Source organism: Nitratireductor sp. J20-h4, assembly GCF_056780505.1.
Genome location: NZ_CM165557.1, coordinates 4,161,479 through 4,181,672 on the forward strand (window position 1 = coordinate 4,161,479; position 20,194 = coordinate 4,181,672).

A 20,194-nucleotide genomic window follows, 5' to 3' on the forward strand; every position below is an offset into this window, starting at 1 on the left:
GAGGGCATCGCGGAATGCGAGGCGCTTATGAACGAGGCCGGGCCGGCTTTCAAGCCGGATATGGCACCCAGGCCCGGTCGTGGGAGGCTCAGTCCGTTTCGGCCGGCGCGGCGGGCGCCCTGGCGCGACGGCGACGGACAAGCCCCGCCAGTTCCCGGCGGTCGAGCGCGCCGGTGGCGATCGCGACGCTGAAATAGACCGCCGCGCCGGCGCCGATCACCCCTAGGACCGCGACAAGGCGTATCAGGAGCGGGGCGCCCGCGAGGCTGGACGAAAACGTCTCCTGCAGCCGCCAGACCACCCCGCCCATCATCGCGCTCGCCAGAACGATCAGCGCGACGCGGCGCAGCGTCACGGGCGACGGCCTAAACAGATCGCGCCGCCAGAGCGTCACGACCAGCAGCACGACATTGGCCCAGGCCGCGATCGAGGTCGCCGCGGCGATGCCGACATGGCCGTAGACCGGGAACAGGGCAAGGCTGAGGGAGATGTTGAGCGCGACCTCGACGCCGGTGAACCACATTGGCGTCTTCATGTCCTCATGGGCGAAAAAGGCCGGCTGAAACACCTTTCTCAGCACGAAGGCCGGCAGGCCGACGGCAAAGGCGGCAAGGGCGGCGGCGGTCAGCGCGGTGGTCTCGGCGGTAAAGGCGCCGCGCTGGTAGAGCAGAGCTACGATCGGTGCGGGCATGACGGCGAGACCGACCGCGGCCGGCAGGGTCAGCGCCAGCGCGAATTCCAGCGAGCGGTTTTGCAGATGCTGTACGTCGGCGGCATCGCCGGCCTTGAGCGCGCGCGACAGTTCCGGTAGCAGCACCACGCCGACCGCGATACCGATGACGCCGAGCGGAAGCTGGTTGATGCGGTCGGCATAGTTCAAGAGCGCGATCGCCCCGTCCTGGGCCGAGGCGATGATCTGGCCGATCAAAAGGTTGATCTGGGTGACGCCGCCGGTCAGAAGCGCCGGCCCCATCAGAACGAGCAGGCGCTTGACCGATGGCGACAGACGCGGCCGGCGCAGGCGCATGGCATAGCCCTCGCGGGCCGCCGCCCACACCAGGATGGCGAGCTGCGCGATACCCGAAACCAGCACGCCCCAGGCCAGTCCCAGCCCGACGACACGCTGTTCCGCCCCCATGATGAGCGCCGTGACCAGCACCGCGATCAGGATGATGTTGAGCAGCACCGGCACCGCGGCGGCGAGGAAATAGCGGCGCATGGAGTTGAGGATGCCCGACAGCATCGCCACCAGCGACATGCAGAACAGATAGGGGAACATGATCCGCGTCAGCACGACGGTCAGGTCGAACTTGTCCGGCGTGTCGGCGAATTTGGGGGCGATGATCGTACCGACCAGAGACGGCATGAACACGATCGCCGCGACCGACAGCACCGCCAGGCACACCACCAGGACGGACAGCACCTCCTCGCCGAAGCGGCGCGCGCCGTCCATGCCGCCGCCTTCGAGCTCCTTGGCGAACAGCGGAATGAAGGCGGTGTTGAAGGCGCCCTCGGCGAACAGGCGCCGAAACAGGTTGGGAAAGCGGAAGGCGGCGTAAAACGCGTCGGCGACCGGTCCGGCGCCCAGCGTGGCGCCGATCAGCGCCTCGCGCGCGAAACCGAAGACGCGGCTTGCCATCGTGCCCGAAGCCACGCTGGCGAATTTTCTGATCAGGCTCATGCGGGCAGGCACCTTGCGGTCGCGGCGGGGCGTTGATTGATGCGGGGACAGACTGGCCGGATCATCGGGCGCGCACCTTCTTGCCTATTCCGCCGCCGCGGCGCGGCCGCCGCGCGCCGGCCGGGACGGCGCGGACCCCACAAGCGTGGCGACCAGGCGCTCGCGGATCGCGGCCTGGCGGGTCGGGTTCTCGATCTTCTGGCCGGTCAGGTCGGTGACGTAGAACGTGTCGATCACCTTTTCGCCGAACGTGGTGATGTGGGCCGAGGCGATGTCGAGGGAGAGGTCCGACAGCGCGCCGGTGATTTCCGACAACAGGCCCGGCCGGTCGAGGCCCGAAACCTCGATCACCGAAAAGCGGTTGGACAGCGTGTTGCGGATCTCGGCCTGGGGCGTGATGCGGAAGGCGCCCGCCCCGCGCCGCCGCTTGGCCCGCCTCTCGATGATCTCCGGCAGCCAGGACTTGCCCGCCAGCGCCTCCTCGATCAGCTTGCCGACGCGCTCGGCGCGCCGGCGCTCGTCCTCGTCGCGGTCGAATTCGCGGTTGATCAGGATCGTGTCGAGGGCGCGCCCGTCCGAGGTGGTGAAGACCTGGGCGTCGACGATATTGGCGCCGGCGGCCGCGCAGGCGCCGGCGATCACCGACAGCAGGCGGGGGTGGTCGGGCGCGAGCACGGCGATCTCGGTTACCGCCTCGAATTCGTGCGTGCGGATCATGGTCGCCAGGCGGCGGCCGGCCGCGTCGGCCTCGCGCACGAAGGCGGCATGGCGAAGCTGGTCGTCGAGATCGACGGTCAGCAGGTAGTTTTCGTAATGCAGATCGACATAATGCCGGCTTTCGGCCTCGGGCCAGTCGTCGAGGGCGCTAGCGAGTTGCGCGCGGGCATGGGCCGCGCGCTCGCCGCGCGCGACTTCCGAGAAGCCGCCGGTCAACAGCAGCTCGGTCTCGTAATAGAGCGTGCGCAGCAATTGTCCCTTCCAGCCGTTCCACACGCCGGGCCCGACGCCGCGTATGTCGCATACGGTCAGCACCAGAAGCAGCTTCAGCCGCTCCACCGACTGGACGACCGCGGCGAAATCCTCGATCGTCTTGCGATCGTTGAGATCGCGCATCTGCGCCGTGTTCGACATCACCAGATGGTTCTCCACCAGCCAGGCGATGGTCTCGGTGTCGGCGGCGGAAAATCCCATATGCGGGCACATGCGCCGGGCGATGCGCGCACCGGCGATCGAATGGTCCTCGGGCCGGCCCTTGGCGATGTCGTGCAGCAGAACGGCCGTGTAAAGCACTTCGCGCTGCGGCCGCAAGCCCGGCATCAGCTTGTGCGACAGCGGATGCACGCGGGCGTCGTCGCCGTGCTCGATTTCCGACAACACGCCGATGCAGCGCACGAGGTGCTCGTCGACCGTGTAATGGTGATACATGTTGAACTGCATCATCGCGACGATCTTGCCGAAATCGGGGATGAGCTTGCTCAAGACGCCGGCTTCGTTCATGCGGCGCAGGTTGAGCTCGGGATTGCGGTCCGAGGTCAGCACGTCGAGAAACAGCCGGTTGGCCTCGGCGTCGCGGCGCAGATTGCGGTCGATCAGTTTCAACGAGCGGCGCAGCAGCTTCAACGCCTCGGGATGATATTCCAGCCCGTGGCGGTCGGCGAACCAGAACAGACGCAGCATGTTGACGGGATCGCGTTCGAAGGCCTGCGGGTCGGCGACGTTGATGCGGTCGTTGTCGATGATGAAATCGGTCGTCCCCGGCACTTTTCGGCGGCGGCGGGAGAAGGACTGGACCAGGCGGTTGAAGCCCGGCACGTGACGGGCCTGTTCCTCTTCCAGGGCCGCGCACAGGATCCGGGTCAGGTCGCCGACGTCCTTGGCGACCAGAAAATAATGTTTCATGAAGCGCTCGACGGCCGAAAGACCGGGATGGCTGGTATAACCCAGCCGGTCGGCGATATCGCGCTGGATGTCGAAATGCAGGCGTTCCTCGGCCTTGCCGGCATGGAAATGCATGTGGCAACGCACGGCCCACAAGAAGTCCTCAGCCTTGCGGAAGACGAGATATTCCTTGCGGGTGAAGACACCGCGTTCGACCAGCTCCTCGCCGCTGCGGACGCGGTAATAATATTTTCCGATCCAAAACAGCGTGTGCAGGTCGCGCAGACCGCCCTTGCCGTCCTTGACATTGGGTTCGACCAGATAGCGGCTTTCGCCGGCCTTGGCGTGGCGGGCGTCGCGCTCGGCAAGCTTGGCCTGCACGAACTCGCCGCCCGACCGACGCATCAGTTCGGTGTCGAAGCGATGCAGCAGCTCGTCGAAGAGCGGGGACTCGCCGCACAGGAAACGGGCTTCCAGAACCGCGGTGCGGATCGTCATGTCGGTGCGCGACAGGCGCACGCACTCATCGACATTGCGGGTGGCGTGGCCGACCTTCAGGCCCATGTCCCACAGCATGTACAAGACATATTCGGTGACCTGCTCGCCCCAGGGCGTCTGCTTGTAGGGCAGCAAGAACAACAGATCGATGTCGGAGCCGGGCGCGAGCGTGCCGCGGCCGTAGCCGCCGACCGCCACGATCGCCATCTTCTCGGCCGCGGACGGGTTCTTCGAGGCGTAGACATGCGAGACGGCGAAACCGTGCAGCGCGCGGATGATCTCGTCCATCAGATGCGACAGCCGCGCCGCGCAGGCGGTCCCGCCCCCGTCCTTCATCAACATCGCCTCGGCTTTGGTCCGGCCGGCGGCGAGTTCCTCGCGCAGCGCTTTCAGCACCGCGGCGCGCACCGCCTGGCCCGAGCCGTCCCCGCCGGCCTCCGACGCACACGCCGACAGCCGCGCGCGCAGGGACGCACCATTGATGATTTCGCCGAGCTTGAGGGGTACCTTGGCCATGTCTTGGAGCCGTTGGGGATCGCCGCGAGGCCGTCTATAACCCGAAACGCGTCTCGGCGATACGGGTGACGGCGGGCGGGCGGATTTTCACTGGAGCCATTCCAGTTCAACAGGAACGGTTCTAAGCCGCGCGCCAGCGCCTGGCCTGGACGAAACCGGCCAATTCGTCCGCAGGCATGGGGCGGGCGAAAGCGTAGCCCTGGAGCCCGTGGCAACCGAGCCGGCGCAACATGCGCGCATGCGCCATCGTTTCCACGCCCTCGGCCAGCACCTCGATGCCGAGCGACGATCCGATCTCGATGATCGAGCCGACCAGGTGCCGGCGCTGCTTGTCGTCGACGATTGGCAGGATGAACTGGCGATCGATCTTCAGGCGGCTCGGCTTCAGCTTGAGCAGGCTGACGATCGAGGCGTAGCCTGTGCCGAAATCGTCGATCTCAACATCGATGCCGAGTTCCTTGATCTGGTCGACATTCCAGGCCACGACTTCGTCCTGTTCGTCAAGGAAGATCGATTCGACGAGTTCGAACGAGATGGTGCCGGGCGCGATATTGAGATTGCGCAGGCTGCGGACCAGGTCCTCGTCGCGCAGCCGGCGCGCGGACACGTTGACCGAGGCTTTCGGGATCGTCAGTCCCGCCTTGCGCCAGGTATCCATGTCGGCCTGAGTCTGCTCCAGGATCATGCGGTCGATCATGTCGACCACGTTCAGCTCCTCGGCGATCTTCATGAACCGGTCCGGAGCCAGCATGCCCTCGCGCGGATGCCGCCAGCGCGCAAGCGCCTCGACGCCGATCAGGGCAAGCGTGCCGGCATCGAACTGCGGCTGGTAATAGGGCAGGAACTCGCCGCGCTCGATACCGGTCAGTATTTCGTCGGCCACGCGCTTGGTGGTGACGATCTCGGCCTGCAGGGCCTCGTTGAAGAACTGGTAGCGGTTGCGACCGCGGCTCTTGGCCCGGTAGAGCGCGATGTCGGCATTGACCAGCAGCTTCTTGGGATCGAGCCGGGCGTCGGCGGCGAACGCGATCCCGATACTGCCGCCGATCCGGCATTCGTGGCCTTCATAGGCGACCGGTTGCTGGATGCGGGCGATAATGCGCTCGGCCAGGCGCGACAGTGCTGCGGCCGGATCGCCGCCCGCGCGCACGGCGCGGCGGCACAGCACCACGAACTCGTCGCCTCCCACGCGCGCTACGAAATCGCCCTGTTCGACCGTGTCGGCCAGCGCCGATGCGGCATGAGTCAGAACGGCGTCGCCGGCTGCGTGGCCGAGCGTGTCGTTGATCTGTTTGAAGCGGTCGAGGTCTATGTGCAAAAGCGCCGTGACTTCGCTCGCGTCACCGCGCGCGTTGGAACATTCGCAGAGAACCTCGTCGAGATAGCGGCGGTTGGCGAGCCCTGTCAGCGAATCGTGCAGGGCGTTGTGCTCGATACGCGCCTTGGTCGCTTCCAGCTCGCTGTTGCGGGCCTCGGTGAGCTGCTTGGCGCGCCTCAAATCCTCGGTCAGCAGGATGTCGCTGGAAACGTCCCAGTTCACGCCGACGATACGGGTCGGCTCGCCCTCGTCGCGATAAACCACGCCGATGGAGCGGATGTGCCGGACCGAACCGTCCGGAAGGCACAGCCGGAACTCGGAATCGTAACGGCCGCGCGTCTCCACGGCGATGCGAAACGTCTCCTCCGCGCGGGCGCAATCGTCGGGATGGATTCGCCGCACCCAGTGCTCATAAGCGCGCGGGGCGTCATCGAGCGCGTAGCCGTAGAGCTCGTTCATGCGATCGTCCCAGAACAGCTCGTTGTTGTCGAGGTCCATTTCCCAAACGCCGATCCGCGACGTGGCCAGCGCCAGGCCGAGACGGCGCGACAGGCGCGCCAGCAATCTCTGGCGGTTGCGCAGTTCGCCGATATGGCGTTGACGCTCCTCGATCAGCCTGCCGGTGAAGAAGGTGGGTATGAGGATCAGCGCACCGGCGGCGAAAACCAACAGCCGCAACGGCCACGGGTTTAAGGAGATGGTATCCCAGCCGCCTTTCGGCACTGCCGCGACCTGCCAGGAGCCGACCGGAAGACTGACGTCGACGACCACGGGGTCTTGCGCCAGGACGGTTCCGGCGCCGTAGAACGGCCGGCCGACGGCTCCTGTGCCGTCCTTGCCGCGGATTGCGATATTGAGCCTGTCGGCGACCGTGTTCAGGCCGCTGGCGGCATAAAGCTGCTCGACGTCGATCACCGCCGACACGATGCCCCAGAATTCTCCGCCGTCCCGGCCGGCAAAAACCGGGAAACGGCCGATCAGCGCCTTGCCGCCCTGAACGAGGTCGAGCGGGCCCGCCAGAACGATTTCCCCCGAATCGCGCACGCGGAAAGCCGCCGCGCGCTGGGCTTCGTTCTTGCGGTAGTCGAGCCCGATCGCCTTTTGGTTGCCTTCGAGCGGATAGACCATCGAAACGACCAGCCCGGGCGCGGCCGCGATATGCCGGATCTGGGACTCACCGGCCAGCAAGCGCCGCGCCAGCGCGGCGAACTGGGCCGGACCGGTATCCGGCTGCGCCTCCAGCATACTGACCAGCCCCCGCGCGAGCTCGATATTGCCCTTGACGTTTCCTTCCAGCTTGGCGCGGATCAGGCTGATATCGCCGAGCACATCGGCGCGCAGATCGCGCCGGAACGCCTCGCGATTCTGGCTTTCGGCGAGAATGCCCGCAGCAACGACCACCACGAACACGATGGCTACGGGAATGTTCGTGACCCGGAACATCGTCTTGCGCATCCGGGCAAGGACTGACTTCATATGGTCCAACTGTCCAACCGGTGTTCTCGTCCAGCGACGATACCCAAATATCCGGAGACGATAGGTGGCAGTCCTTAAATTTGCATTGAGCGGGATACCCGGCCCCTTGCAGCGGCGCGGTCAGCGCGGTTGCCGCACCATCCCCTTCAGCCGGTAAAGCGCCTCGAGCGCTTCCTTGGGGGTCATGTCGTCGGGGTCGAGCGCCTCGAGCGCGCCGGTCAGGGGTTCCGCCTTAGCGGGCGGCGGCGGCGGGCGGTCGACGACGGCCGAAAACAGCGGCAGATCGTCGACAAGGCGTCCGGCCCTGCCCGACGTCTCGCTCGCCTCGAGCTGGACAAGCACCGCGCGGGCGCGCGCCACCACCCTCTCGGGCAGGCCGGCAAGACGAGCGACCTGCACGCCGTAGGAGCGGTCGGCCGCGCCGCGCCCGACCTCGTGCAGGAACACCACGTCGCCTTCCCACTCCTTCACCCGCATGGTGACGTTGGACAGGCGCTCGAGCTTGTCGGCAAGCGCCGTCATCTCGTGGAAATGGGTGGCGAAAATGGCCCGGCAGCGATTGTTCTCGTGCAGATATTCCACCGCCGCCCAGGCGATCGACAGGCCGTCGAAGGTCGAGGTGCCGCGGCCGATCTCGTCGAGTATGACCAGCGCGCGTTCGCCGGCCTGGTTGAGGATCGCCGCCGTCTCGACCATCTCGACCATGAAGGTCGACCGGCCGCGGGCCAGATCGTCGGAGGCGCCGACGCGCGAAAACAGCCGGTCGACGACGCCGATGCGGGCCTCGGCGGCCGGCACGTGGCCGCCCATCTGGGCAAGAATCGCGATCAGCGCATTCTGGCGCAGGAAGGTCGACTTGCCGCCCATATTGGGTCCGGTCAGAAGCCAGATCGCGCCGGGCCGGCCGGCATCGGCCGGCGACAGGTCGCAGTCGTTGGCCACGAACGGCTCGCCGTCCTGGGCGCGCAATGCCTTTTCCACCACAGGGTGCCTGCCGGCGATGATCTGGAAATCCAGACTGGTGTCGACCACCGGGCGGGCGTAACCCTCGTCCTCGGCCAGCACGGCAAGCGCCGTCGACAGGTCGAGCACGGCGAGCGCGCGCGCCCCGGCCCGGATCGCATCCGCACACGCCACCGCCTCGGCGACAAGCGTGGCGAAGATCTCCAGTTCGATCGTCAACGCGCGGTCGGCGGCATTGGCGATCTTGGTTTCGAGCCCGGCCAGCTCGGTGGTGGTGAAGCGCATCGCGTTGGCCATGGTCTGGCGGTGGATGAAGCGCGCCTTGGCCGCGTCCGTCCCGGCCAGCGCCGCGTGATGGTTGGCGGTGACCTCGATGTAATAGCCCAGAATATTGTTGTGGCGGATCTTGAGCGAGCGGATGCCCGTCTCCTCGACCAGGCTCGCCTCCATCGCCGCGATCACCCGGCGCGCCTCGTCGCGCAGAGCCCGCATCTCGTCGAGTTCGGCATGATAGCCGCGCCGCACGAAACCGCCGTCGCGTTTCAGCAACGGCAGTTCGTCGGCGAGCGCCGCCTTGAAATGATCGCGCGGTTTCGCCGGCAGCGCGGCGAGCGCGTCCAGCGCGCCGGCGATCTCGGCCGGCGGCGCGGCGTCTGCAAACAGCGCCGCCGCCTCGGCGGCGGCGGCCATCCCCGCGGCGAGCGCGCCCAGATCGCGCGGTCCGCCGCGATTGAGCGCCAGGCGGGCCAGGGCGCGCGGCATGTCGGCCACGCCCTTCAGGCTGGTACGCACGGCATCGGCAAGGGCCCGTTCGGCGCGGAAATAGGAGACCGAATCGAGACGCTCGTTGATGGTGCCGGGCTCGGTCAGCGGCGACATCAGCCGCTCGGCGAGCAAACGGGCGCCGCCGCCCGTTAACGTCCGGTCGATGACGTTGAACAGCGACCCCTCGCGCTTTCCCGACAGGGTGCGGGTGAGCTCGAGATGGGCACGCGTCGCCGGATCGATGAACATCGTCGTGCCGGCATCCTGGCGCGCGGGGCGCATCAGCGGCGGCCGCTCCGCCTTTTGCGTACGCTCGACATAGGCGATCGCGCCGCCGATCGCGGAGAGTTCCGCACGGGCGAAATCGCCGACCCCGTCAAGCGTGGCCAACCCGAAGAACCGCGCCGCGCGCTCGGCGGCGGCGGTCGATTCGAACAGGCTCGGCGGCAAGGGCGTGACGATCTGGCCGAGCGCGTCGAAGACCGGTCTGAAATCCGGGTCGTGGAACACCGGATCGGCGACGATCAATTCGCGCGGCTCGATCCGCAAGATGTCGGCCAGAAGCCGATCGGGCGCGGTGGCGGCAACCAGGAAGGTACCGGTCGAGATGTCGATCCAGGCCAGTCCCAGCCCGTCCTCGCCACGCACGCGCCCCAGCGCCATCAGATGGTTGGCCTCCGACGGCGCCAACAGCTTGTCCTCGGTGATCGTGCCGGGCGTGACCAGCCGCACCACGTCGCGGCGCACGACCGATTTGGAGCCGCGCTTCTTGGCCTCGGCCGGGTCCTCGGTCTGCTCGCACACCGCCACGCGATGGCCGAGCGCGATCAGCTTTTGCAGATAGTCGTCGGCGGCGTGGACCGGCACGCCGCACATGGGAATGTCCTCGCCGAGATGCTTGCCGCGCTTGGTCAGGGTGATGCCGAGGGCGCGCGAGGCCACCAGCGCGTCGTCGAAAAACAGTTCGTAGAAATCGCCCATGCGATAGAAAAGCAGCGAATCCGCGTTCGCCGCCTTGATCTCGGTATATTGCTCCATCATCGGCGTGGCCGCCGGGGAAGCGTTCTTGACGGGGCGATGCTGGTTCACAATCGGGCCGCGACCAAAGGTCCGTTTTCGCGTAAATCCTGAAACTGTTTCCTGCTTGGCGATTTACAGGCTTGAAGTGTAGCCTTAATCGAAACGCTCCACAAAAGAAGCGTCGAAAAGGCGCGAAACCGGGCAGGAAACACACGACAGTCATGGCCGAAAAAAGCAAGAACGATCAACAAGGTCCCTCAGTTTCGGCGGCGGAGGCGCTCGACTTCCACGCCGCCGGCCGTCCCGGCAAGCTCGAAATCAATCCCACCAAGCCGATGGCGACCCAGCGCGACCTGTCGCTGGCCTATTCGCCGGGCGTGGCCGCGCCGGTCAAGGCCATTCACGAGGATCCAAGCCGCGCCTTCGACTACACGACCCGCGGCAACATGGTGGCGGTGATCTCCAACGGCACCGCGATCCTCGGCCTGGGCAATCTCGGCGCGCTGGCGTCGAAACCGGTGATGGAAGGCAAGGCGGTGCTGTTCAAGCGCTTCGCCGACGTCGATTCGATCGATCTGGAAGTCGACACCGACGATGTCGACGAATTCATCAATTGCGTGCGTTTCCTGGGCCCGTCCTTCGGCGGCATCAATCTGGAGGACATCAAGGCGCCGGACTGCTTCATCATCGAAAGCCGCCTGCGCGAACTGATGGACATCCCGGTCTTTCACGACGATCAGCACGGAACCGCGATCATCGCCGCGGCGGGGCTGATCAACGCGCTCGAGATCACCGGGCGCGACATCAAGACGTCGCGGCTGGTCTGCAACGGGGCCGGGTCGGCCGGCATCGCCTGTATCGAGCTGATCAAGGCGATGGGCTTTCCGCCCGAAAACGTGACCCTGTGCGATACCAAGGGCGTCGTCTACCAGGGCCGCAAGGAGGGCATGAACCAGTGGAAGTCGGCCCACGCCGTCAAGACCGAGCTCAGGACATTGTCCGAGGCGCTCGAGGGCGCCGACATTTTTTTCGGCCTGTCGGCCAAGGGCGCGCTGACGCCGGCCATGGTCCAGTCGATGGCCAAGAAGCCGATCATCTTCGCGATGGCCAATCCCGATCCGGAAATCACGCCGGAGGAAGTGGCCGAAATCCGCACCGACGCCATCATGGCGACCGGCCGTTCGGACTATCCGAACCAGGTCAACAACGTGCTTGGCTTTCCCTATATTTTCCGTGGCGCGCTCGACGTGCGCGCCACCACCATCAACGACGACATGAAACTGGCCGCCGCCCATGCGCTGGCCGCCCTCGCCCGCGAGGACGTGCCCGACGACGTGGCCGCCGCCTATCAGGGCAACCGGCCGAAATTCGGCCCCAACTACATCATCCCCGTGCCCTTCGACCCGCGGCTGATCTCGGCCGTGCCGGTTGCCGTGGCCAAGGCGGCGATGGAGTCCGGCGTGGCCCGCCGGCCGATCCTCGATCTTTTCAACTATGCGCGGGATCTGTCGGCAAGGCGCGATCCGATCGCCTCCACCCTGCAGCGCATCTACGACCGCGTGCGCCGCCAGCCCAAGCGCGTGGTGTTCGCCGAGGGCGAGGAAGAACAGGTGATGCGCGCCGCCGTCTCCTACGCCAACCAGCGCCTGGGTACGGCGATCCTGCTCGGCCGCGACGAGCAGATCCGGGAAACCGCCAAGCAGGCCGGCGTCGACCTGAACAAGCCCGGGATCGAGATCATCAATGCGCGCCTGTCGCGCCGCAACGGCCTTTACGCCGACTATCTCTATGAGCGCCTGCAGCGCAAAGGCTTCCTGTTCCGCGACTGCCAGAGGCTGATCAACAACGACCGCAACCATTTCGCCGGCGCCATGGTCGCCCTCGGCGACGCCGACGCGGTGGTGACGGGCGTGACCCGCAACTATTCCACCGTGCTCGACGACGTGCGCCGGGTGATCGACGCCAAGCCCGGCCACCGGGTCATCGGTGTATCGATCGCGCTCTGCCGCGGGCGCACGGTGATCGTCGCCGACACCGCCGTGCACGACATGCCCAATTCGGAGCAGATCGCCGACATCGCCGAGGAGGTGGCCGGCTTTTCGCGGCGCATGGGCTACGAGCCGCGCGTGGCCATGCTCGCCTATTCGACGTTCGGCCATCCGCCGGGCGAGCGCTCCGAGCGCGTGCAGGAGGCGGTCAAGATCCTCGACAAGCGCCGGGTCGATTTCGAGTATGACGGCGAGATGGCCGCCGACGTGGCGCTCAACCCGAAGCTGATGGCGCAATATCCGTTCTGCCGCCTGTCGGGCCCGGCGAACGTGCTGGTCATGCCGGCCTTCCACTCGGCCTCGATCGCCACCAAGATGCTGCAGGAACTCGGCGGCTCCATGGTGATCGGCCCGCTGCTGGTCGGGCTGAACAAGCCGGTGCAGATCGTCTCGCTCAACGCCAAGGACAGCGACATCGTCAACATGGCCGCGATCGCGGCCTACAATGCCGGGGCATGACGCGCCGACCCGCGCCCCGAAAACGGGGTCGGCCAAGGCCGCTTTCAGTGTCCCGGCCTGTCGTCCTCGGCCTCGTCATCGGCGGCGGCGGGCTCGAAGCGCGCCTGCCACCGCGCCAGCAATCGCAGGCGGGCGGTCTCGCCGAGATGGCCGCAACGGTGCATCTCCTGGCGCAGGGCGAGCCGCAGGGCCGTGCGGGCGAGGCGGGTTTCGGACGGCGTGAAGCCGTCGGGCGCCTGACCGCGCGCCAGGGCGGTTAGCACCCGGTTCTTCTCAGCGACAGCCTCCGGAAGGCCATATGTCGCCAAAAGGGCCTGGAAGCCGGCATGCAGCGCGGCGTCGAAGGGCCGGTCCTCGCCCAGCGGGCCGATCACCGGATGGCCCGGATGCAGTGATGCGAGCGGCATCAGCCCGTCGGGAATCGGCGTGTTGGCGGAATGGGTGCGGCCCGTCCTGAGAAGTCTGGGCAGAACGTGGGTATGCGGCCCCGGCGGCGACACGCCGCCGGTGTCGGGACCGCCGATCTTCTGGAACACCTCGACCCGGCCGATCCCGGTGACGGCGACGCGATGCGGATGGGCGGCAAGAATTGCCGCCATCGCCGGGTTGCCGGGCTCCAGCAGCGAGCGGCCGACCGACGAACGCAGCACGGCAAGCAGCGCGGCGTCTCGGGTCCGGACGCAGAAATCCGACTGCGGCAACGACAAGCCCATATCGAACAGGATCGCGCCGCGATCCGCCTCGCGGATCGCACCGTCGTCGGGACCGAGTTCGCTGAGCGTCGCGCGGCAGGCGCGGCGGGCGGCGGCCTCGGGCAGGCACAGCGCCAGCGCATGGCTCCAGCGATGCCGTTTCGGGCTCAGCGTTTCATAGGCGACGGGAACGACTGCCGCCAGCGCCGCGTAGTCGAGCGCGACGCCGCCTCGCGCGGTGGCGCGCGTCAGCGTTTCGGGATCGTCCACGATCGCCGTCTCGCCGTCGTCGTGATGAAATTCGGCGATGGCGCCGAAAGTGCCCATGCTCCAGCCGCACTGCCAATCCGCCAGGGCGCGTCGCAACAGATTTTCAAGATCGTTCACCGGTGCACGGTCCTTTCGTTCTTGGCGTTCGACGCCACTAGGTCCAACGGCTGCACGACGAGACCGCCGGCTGCCTCGCCGAAAAAGGCTTCGACGGCATAGATGTCCCGCAGCCGTTGCGGCGTCAGCACCTGCCGGGGCGGGCCATCGGCGACGATGCGGCCGCGGTCGAGCAGCACCAGCCGCGTGCACCAGCGCGCGGCAAGCCCGAGATCGTGCAGGGAGGCGACGACGCCGCGGCCCTCGCGGGCGAGATCCGCGAAGAGGCGCATCAGGCCGATCTGGTGCTCGGGATCGAGGCCGGCGGTCGGCTCGTCGGCAAGCAGCAGCGGCGCCTCCTGCGCCAGCGCGCGGGCAATCAGCACCCTGGCCTTCTCGCCGCCGGATAGCTGGGTCGCCGGGCGGTGACGGAAGGCGGCGATCTCCATGCGCCCGAGCGCGGCTTCAACGGCCGCGCGATCCTGCGCGCCGGCGGCGGCGAACGGGCCGCGATGCGGCGCGCGGCCGAGCCCGACCAGCATTTCGACCGAAACCGGCCAGGCGATCTCGCGCTCCTGCGGCAGATAGGCGATGCGCAGGGCGCGCTCCCGCGCCGACAGCCCCGCCGCCGGCATGCCGCCGATCTCCACCGTGCCGCGCGCGGTAACCAGTCCCAGCGCCGCGCGCAGCAGGGTCGACTTGCCGGCGCCGTTCGGCCCGATCAGCCCGACGAATTCGCCTTCGCCGACGCGCAGCGACACCTCGCCGAGAACGTCGCGCCCGCCAAGCGCGACCCCGATCCCGGACAGGGCAAGCAGGCTCATGCCAGCCTCCCGCGGCTGCGCCAGATGAGCCAGAGGAAGAACGGCGCGCCGACGATCGCCGTCAGAACGCCGAGCTTGAGATCACGGCCGGGCGCGATCAGCCGCACCAGAATGTCGGCCGCCATCAGGACGCACGCGCCGCCGAGTGCCGATGCCGGCAAAAGCCTTGACGGGCGCGCGCCGACCAGAGGCCTGAGCAGATGCGGCACGACGAGGCCGACAAAGCCGATCGCGCCGGCCACCGCCGTCGCCGCGCCGACGCAGGCCGCGGTGCCGAAAACGGCCAGGAAACGTACCCGGCGCATGTCGACGCCGAGGCTCGATGCCGCGTCGCCACCCAGCGTCAGCGTGTCGAGCGGCCGGGCGAGCATGGCCAGCATCGCCCAGCCGAGGAGGATGAACGGGCCGGCCAGCCAGACATGGTCCATGGAGCGGTCGGTGAGCGAGCCCAGCATCCAGAACAGGATTTCGAGCGCAGCGAACGGGTTGGGCGACAGGTTGAGCGCCAGCGAGGTCATTGCGCCGGCGAAGCTCGACACAGCGACGCCGGCCAGAATGATGGTCAGCGTGCCGCCATGCATACCGGCCAATGCCTGGACGACGAGCACGCCCGCGACCGCGGCCGCCAGCGCCGACAGCGGCAGGGCGAGCGGAAAGGCGGCCGACAGGCCGGTATAGATCGCCAGCACGGCGCCGAGCGAGGCCGAGGCGCTGACGCCGATCAGCCCCGGCTCTGCCAGCGGATTGCGCAGGTAGCCCTGGAGCGCGGCGCCCGAAAGGCCGAGCGTGGCGCCGATCATCAGGCCAAGCAGCGCGCGCGGCAGGCGTATTTCGCGCATGATCAGGACAATCGCGCCGCCATCGCCGGAGACGAGCGCGGCAAGCGAATCGGCAAAACCGATCGCCGCCGGCCCGACCGTCAGCGACAGGACCAACAGCAGCGTCGTCGCGCCGCCGAGCAGCGCCAGCAACAGGCGGTAACGCGCCGGCTCGCTCATTCCTGCCCCGCCTCCAGCCTTCTCGCGGCCTGTTTGAGAATGCGCGCGGCAATCAGCGTGAACGGCGCGCCGCACAGCCAGTATTTGTCGGGTATGTCGACCTCGGCGATTTGGCGGGCGAAGGCGCGGAAGGCCGGATGGCGGAAATTCTCCTGGGCGAGCGCGGGGTCGTCGAAACGCTGCGCGCCGGTGACGACCAGGTCGGGATCGGCGGCAATCAGACTTTCCAGCGGCAGCCGGCCGGCGCCGGAAATGCCCAGGGCCGCGGCGATATTGTCGAGCCCGGTTTCGGCGATGACGGCGTCGGCGAGCGAGCCCGGCCCGACCGTGTAGCTGTTGGAGGAATAGACCGCCACCGAGCCCTCCGCCGGCGATGCTGCCAGCGCCGCCAGCCCGGCGTCGAGCGCGGCCGTCAGCGCCGCCGCCCGGTCCCGCCGCCCCAGAATCGCGCCCATGCGGGCGATGTTTTGCCGGATGTCGTCGAACCCGGTTTCCGGCGCGAACTCCTCGACGCGAAAGCCGAGCCGGCGCAGCAGCGCCACGGTCGTGCGCGTCGTGTAGGTGCCGGCGATCACCAGGTCCGGCCGCATCAGGAAGATTTCCTCCGCCAGGCCGTGATTGACGACATAGGCTCCGGCGCGCCCGGCAAGCACCGAGGCGCCCGGATCGGCAGCCAGATGCGAGACCGAATGGAGCTGGTCCTCATCCGCGATCAGCATGGCAAGCTGGTCGGTGCACAGATTCATCGACACGACGCGTTTGGGTGCAGACGCGGCGTGCGCGGTCGCCGACACGCAAATCGTCAGGGCGGCCATGCACGCCGCCCCGAGCCATCGACAAAGGAAAAGCCGTTGCGTCATCGCGCTCAGAAACTGCCCTTGAGACCGAAAAAGGCGACCAGGCCCTGGGCGTTGTAGCCGAGCACGTCCTCATACTCCTCGTCGAACAGGTTCTCGATACGGGCAAACCCCTCGACGGTTTCGTTGAAGCGGAAACTGCCGCCGACATTGACCACCGTATAGGGCTTCAGCCTCACACGGGAGGACGGAAAGGTCGAGAAGTCGAGATCGAGCATCTCGCCGTTGACGACGACTTCGCCGAAGACGCGGGCGCGGTTGTCGTAGAAACGATAGGCCGCGTTCAGCGATCCCGAATGTCTTGGCCGACGCACCTCCACCAGGCGCGGCCCGCCCGCCACCGCCTGCTCGGTGGCGTCGGTATAGGTGTAACTCGCCGTCGCGGTGAAGCCGTTGAAGAGATCGACCGTGGCGGCGACCTCGACGCCCTGGCGTTCGCTGCGGCCATCGAGATTGACCGGCGTCGGCAAAGGCCCGTCATAGGCGGTGGCGATCTCGTTGGTGAGATCCTGATTGAAATAGGTCAGGTCGACGATCAGCATGCCGCCGAAAAAACCCTGCTCGACGCCGACATCCCAGCCGAAGCTCTCTTCGGGCAGCAGGCCCGGATTGCCGATGAACTGGGTCGGCAGATACCCGAACTGCTCGAAAAAGGTCGGGTTGGTGACCCCGGTGCCCAGCGAGGCATGCAGGCGGGTGTCGATGCCGGGAATGCGCCAGGCGCCGCTGAGGCTATAGGTGGTGGCGTCGCTGAAGGCGTCGTTGTCGTCGCGCCGCAGCGCGGCATTGACGGAAAACTGGTCGAGGAACTCACCACGATATTCGCCGACGAAGGAATTGGTGGAGCGGGCGAGCTTGTTGGCCAGATGCGAGGGCAGGAAGGTTTCCCGCTCCCACTCATAGCCGCCGGTGAGCCGGTGGCGCGCTTCCAGCAGGCTCGGCGTGTCGAATTCCCAGCTCGCCTGGTAAAGCCCGTTATAGCGGCCGCCCGAATTGGACGACGTCACCGCGCCGCCGGCGGAATATTCGCGGAACGTGTCGCTGCCGGTGAAGCGCAGGCGCTGGGTCAGCGCGCCGTCGAGCGCGACATGGGTCGCGCCGAGTGAGCCGAACAGTTCGCGGCTCGCGACCTGGTCGTCGGTGTCGAGCACCTGGCCATAGGTCGGGCTGCCCCAGCCATAATCCTGTGCGTCGAGGTCGCTCTTGCGGTCCACGTAACGCAGCGTGCCGTCGACGCTGAGCGCGGGCGTCAGGTCGACCGTGAAACGGCCGTTGAGCGTGGCATTGCGGTCGCCGTCGCGTTCGGTGCCGTAATCGGAGACGTTGAAGCCGCCGGTATTGCGCAACAGGCCCGACAGTGCCACGTCGTAATTCTCGCCGCCGCCGCGCATCGACAGACCGCCGAGCCAGGTGCCGTCGGTGCCGGCCTCGGAGCGGATGGAGGTCGAAAATCCGTTGCGTTCGCCGCGCTTGGTGATGATGTTGATCACGCCGGCGGTGGCGTTGGAGCCCCAGAATGCGCTCTGCGGGCCGCGCAGCACCTCGATGCGCTCGATGTCGTCGACCAGAAGGCTGCCGAAATCGAACTCGCCCGAGGAGGTTTCGCTCATCTCGATGCCGTCGATCATCACCAGCACGTGGTTGCCCTCCGCGCCGCGCATGCGCAGCTGGGTCAGGCCGCCATAGGAACCGGTACGCGACACGGCCACGCCCGGCACCATGCGCAGGGCGTCGGCGACGTAACGCACCCGGTTTTCCTCCAGCGCCTCGCCCGAAATCACCGTATGGGCGCGGCCGGATTTCTCGGCCTCCACAGGCGTGCGCCCTTCGCTGATCAGCAACCGGTCGAGCTTGGTGATCTCGGTGTCGGCATCCGCCGGTTCCTCGGCCTGTGCGCCCGTCAGCCCGACGAATGCCAGCGTGCCGGCAACGATATATTTCCTGACCATACCTGTCCCTTGTGCGGTTGGTCGCGCAACGCGGCATGGCGTTGCGCGGCATCAATCAACCGCAGGCGGAGATCGGTCTTGGGCAGATCGGCAAACATAGGCGTCCTCACCCCTCGGCCGTTCCCGGCTGCGGCAACACTTCATCGAATGTCACCGCAACGGACGGCCGCGCCTGGACACACCCCGTGTCCTGGCATGGGTGACCGGTCCTGGCAGGTCTCCTGACTTCCGTCTCGTCGCCCGGCTCCGCCTTCCCGGCCGCGAACGGCCAGTGGCATCATGGAAGCGGGCTCAACGGTTACAGTTGCGGGGGCAGCCACGGATTTGGCCGGCATGCGGCCTCACCGTGTTCCCTTTTCATCCGCCCGAGGGCGGAACCAGTTCCGTGCGCGACCCTAGAGATATCAGCAAAAGCTTGTCAAGCGCGTGCGCGGAGAACTCCGGCGTGGTCCATCGGAAAGTTCTCGCTCATCGTTCCGTGCCCGAATAGGCCGGGAGGCGCGTCTCGATCGTGGCGCAGAGATCGAGCAGCGCCCGCTCCCTGCCCGGCTTGCCGACAACCTGGACGCCGAACGGAATTCCGTTCGCATCGCGCCCGATCGGCAGTGTGACCACAGGCCACCCCAGCAAGGTGACCGGAACGGTGAAGCGGGTCAGTGCGTCGAAATAGAAGAGCGGACCGGCGGCGGTGTCGAAGCGCTGTGCGTAGTCGCGCACCCCGGCCCTGTCCGAGCTCGGGTCGAGATGTCGAAACGCACACAGGCCGGTGACCGGCAGCACCAGCGCGTTGACGCCGTCAAAACGCGCGGCGGCCTCGCGCCGCGCTACGGCCATGCGCGCCAGATTGTCGGCATGGCGCGCACCGTCCCTGCGATATCCCGTATGAACGTGGGCGAGGAAACCCGGCGAACGCCGCGCCGGGCTCCGGTCGCGCCGTAGCAGCCAGCGAATCGGCGCTGGAATCAGCGCACCGGTCTCGTAGCCCATGATCTCGCCGAAAAGCCGGTAGCTCTCGGGTTTAAACAGGAGACGCATCGGGTCGGGCTCGACGTTAACGCCCGTGGCGGCGAGCCGGGTGGAAAACCCGTCCCAGACCGTGCGGGCCGCCGCCTCCATCGGCGGGGGCGAATCAGGCGTCCACAGGCCGATCCGGTACGATCCCGACGTTTCTTTTCCGGTTTCGGCTCTGGCAAGACAGTCCCAGAGAAAGGCGAGATCGTCGACCCGCCGCGCGATCGGCCCTATCCGCGCGAAGTGTTGCAGGCGCTGTCCGCCGGGCAGCATGCCGTCGGAAGGCCAGCCGCCCTCGGTCGGGGTGAGCGAGGTCACGCCGCACCATGCCGCCGGCAGGCGAAGCGAGCCGGCAAGATCGGCGCCGATATCGAGAAGGCTCATGCCGCTCGCCACCGCCGCCGCGCCGCCGCCCGAGCTGCCGCCTGCGGTGAAGCGGGGATCGTGCGGATTGCTGGTACGGCCGCGACGGCGGTTGAACGTCTGGAAATCGAGCGCGTTGGGCGGCAACGCGGTCTTGCCGGTCACCTCGGCGCCGAGCCCGACCAGCCTGGCCACGATCGTCGCGCTCGCCCGGTCCGCGCGCCGGCTGGGACGCTCGAGCCCGAATGTCCGCGGCCACCCCCCGGCCGCGATCTGGTCCTTGACCGTGACAGGCAGGCCGTTCAGCGGCCCTTTCGCCGTGCGGGGCGACTGTTCGCGACGGGCCTCGAACGCGTTGACGACCGGTTCGACGTCTTCGCGTCGGGCGCGCAAGGCGCGGTAGAGGGCTTCGCGCGTCGCTTCGTTTGCGAGCCCGGCGACGGTCTCGCGCAAAGGGCGGGTCAGGATTTCGGGTAGGTCGATGGTCATGGTCTTCTCCAACGCTGCGTTCG

The 20,194-nt window shown here is 67.4% G+C and carries 11 protein-coding genes and 1 riboswitch; of the genes, 1 reads left to right on the top strand and 10 read right to left on the bottom strand.

Annotation, left to right across the window (positions count from 1 at the left end; all coding sequences use genetic code 11):
- Window positions 1–88: 88 nt before the first annotated feature.
- From murJ to mutS, 4 genes are all read right to left on the bottom strand, one after another.
- Window positions 89–1,681, bottom strand: a complete 1,593-nt coding sequence (murJ, locus tag ACT2B0_RS20205; protein ID WP_473460049.1) for a murein biosynthesis integral membrane protein MurJ — start codon at window positions 1,679–1,681, stop codon at window positions 89–91.
- Between the two features lie 84 nt (window positions 1,682–1,765).
- Window positions 1,766–4,573: a [protein-PII] uridylyltransferase gene (locus ACT2B0_RS20210; RefSeq protein ID WP_473460050.1), complete on the bottom strand. Its 2,808-nt coding sequence runs from the start codon at window positions 4,571–4,573 to the stop codon at window positions 1,766–1,768.
- A 121-nt stretch (window positions 4,574–4,694) separates the two neighbouring features.
- Window positions 4,695–7,367 carry a bifunctional diguanylate cyclase/phosphodiesterase gene (locus tag ACT2B0_RS20215; protein ID WP_473460051.1) on the bottom strand — a complete coding sequence of 891 codons (2,673 nt, stop codon included), beginning with the start codon at window positions 7,365–7,367 and terminating at the stop codon, window positions 4,695–4,697.
- Between the two features lie 120 nt (window positions 7,368–7,487).
- A complete protein-coding gene (gene mutS / locus ACT2B0_RS20220) occupies window positions 7,488–10,136 on the bottom strand; it encodes a DNA mismatch repair protein MutS (RefSeq protein WP_473466127.1) in 2,649 nt (882 codons plus the stop codon).
- Window positions 10,137–10,336: 200 nt separating this feature from the next.
- Here mutS and ACT2B0_RS20225 point away from each other — a divergent pair, with 200 nt between their 5' ends.
- Complete coding sequence (locus ACT2B0_RS20225) at window positions 10,337–12,622, top strand: NADP-dependent malic enzyme (RefSeq protein WP_473460052.1); 2,286 nt, start codon at window positions 10,337–10,339, stop codon at window positions 12,620–12,622.
- Window positions 12,623–12,666: 44 nt separating this feature from the next.
- On the opposite strand, the gene ACT2B0_RS20230 is transcribed toward ACT2B0_RS20225, so the two are convergent.
- The 6 genes from ACT2B0_RS20230 to ACT2B0_RS20255 all read right to left on the bottom strand — a co-directional run bounded on the left by ACT2B0_RS20230 (window position 12,667) and on the right by ACT2B0_RS20255 (window position 20,171).
- A complete protein-coding gene (locus ACT2B0_RS20230) occupies window positions 12,667–13,701 on the bottom strand; it encodes a DUF6925 family protein (RefSeq protein ID WP_473460053.1) in 1,035 nt (344 codons plus the stop codon).
- Window positions 13,698–14,504 carry an ABC transporter ATP-binding protein gene (locus ACT2B0_RS20235; protein WP_473460054.1) on the bottom strand — a complete coding sequence of 269 codons (807 nt, stop codon included), beginning with the start codon at window positions 14,502–14,504 and terminating at the stop codon, window positions 13,698–13,700. The genes ACT2B0_RS20230 and ACT2B0_RS20235 overlap by 4 nt, the downstream gene beginning before the upstream one ends.
- On the bottom strand, window positions 14,501–15,502 hold the full coding sequence (locus tag ACT2B0_RS20240) for a FecCD family ABC transporter permease (protein WP_473460055.1): 1,002 nt from the start codon (window positions 15,500–15,502) through the stop codon (window positions 14,501–14,503). Before ACT2B0_RS20240 ends, ACT2B0_RS20235 begins: the two co-directional genes overlap by 4 nt.
- Window positions 15,499–16,317 carry an ABC transporter substrate-binding protein gene (locus ACT2B0_RS20245; protein ID WP_473460056.1) on the bottom strand — a complete coding sequence of 273 codons (819 nt, stop codon included), beginning with the start codon at window positions 16,315–16,317 and terminating at the stop codon, window positions 15,499–15,501. The genes ACT2B0_RS20240 and ACT2B0_RS20245 overlap by 4 nt, the downstream gene beginning before the upstream one ends.
- Before the next feature lie 50 nt (window positions 16,318–16,367).
- On the bottom strand, window positions 16,368–18,308 hold the full coding sequence (locus ACT2B0_RS20250) for a TonB-dependent receptor plug domain-containing protein (protein WP_473460057.1): 1,941 nt from the start codon (window positions 18,306–18,308) through the stop codon (window positions 16,368–16,370).
- A 194-nt stretch (window positions 18,309–18,502) separates the two neighbouring features.
- Window positions 18,503–18,705, bottom strand: a riboswitch (cobalamin riboswitch).
- 71 nt (window positions 18,706–18,776) lie between these two features.
- Window positions 18,777–20,171, bottom strand: coding sequence for an amidase family protein (locus ACT2B0_RS20255; protein ID WP_473460058.1), 1,395 nt, complete (start codon window positions 20,169–20,171; stop codon window positions 18,777–18,779).
- Window positions 20,172–20,194 lie beyond the last annotated feature (23 nt).

Excerpts from the sequence above, each read along its gene's own strand:
- murJ (WP_473460049.1), bottom strand. The coding sequence starts at position 1,681 with ATGAGCCTGATCAGAAAATTCGCCAGCGTGGCTTCGGGCACGATGGCA.
- ACT2B0_RS20210 (WP_473460050.1), bottom strand. The coding sequence starts at position 4,573 with ATGGCCAAGGTACCCCTCAAGCTCGGCGAAATCATCAATGGTGCGTCC.
- ACT2B0_RS20215 (WP_473460051.1), bottom strand. The coding sequence starts at position 7,367 with ATGAAGTCAGTCCTTGCCCGGATGCGCAAGACGATGTTCCGGGTCACG.
- mutS (WP_473466127.1), bottom strand. The coding sequence starts at position 10,136 with ATGATGGAGCAATATACCGAGATCAAGGCGGCGAACGCGGATTCGCTG.
- ACT2B0_RS20225 (WP_473460052.1), top strand. The coding sequence starts at position 10,337 with ATGGCCGAAAAAAGCAAGAACGATCAACAAGGTCCCTCAGTTTCGGCG.
- ACT2B0_RS20235 (WP_473460054.1), bottom strand. The coding sequence starts at position 14,504 with ATGAGCCTGCTTGCCCTGTCCGGGATCGGGGTCGCGCTTGGCGGGCGC.
- ACT2B0_RS20240 (WP_473460055.1), bottom strand. The coding sequence starts at position 15,502 with ATGAGCGAGCCGGCGCGTTACCGCCTGTTGCTGGCGCTGCTCGGCGGC.
- ACT2B0_RS20245 (WP_473460056.1), bottom strand. The coding sequence starts at position 16,317 with ATGGCCGCCCTGACGATTTGCGTGTCGGCGACCGCGCACGCCGCGTCT.
- ACT2B0_RS20250 (WP_473460057.1), bottom strand. The coding sequence starts at position 18,308 with ATGGTCAGGAAATATATCGTTGCCGGCACGCTGGCATTCGTCGGGCTG.
- ACT2B0_RS20255 (WP_473460058.1), bottom strand. The coding sequence starts at position 20,171 with ATGACCATCGACCTACCCGAAATCCTGACCCGCCCTTTGCGCGAGACC.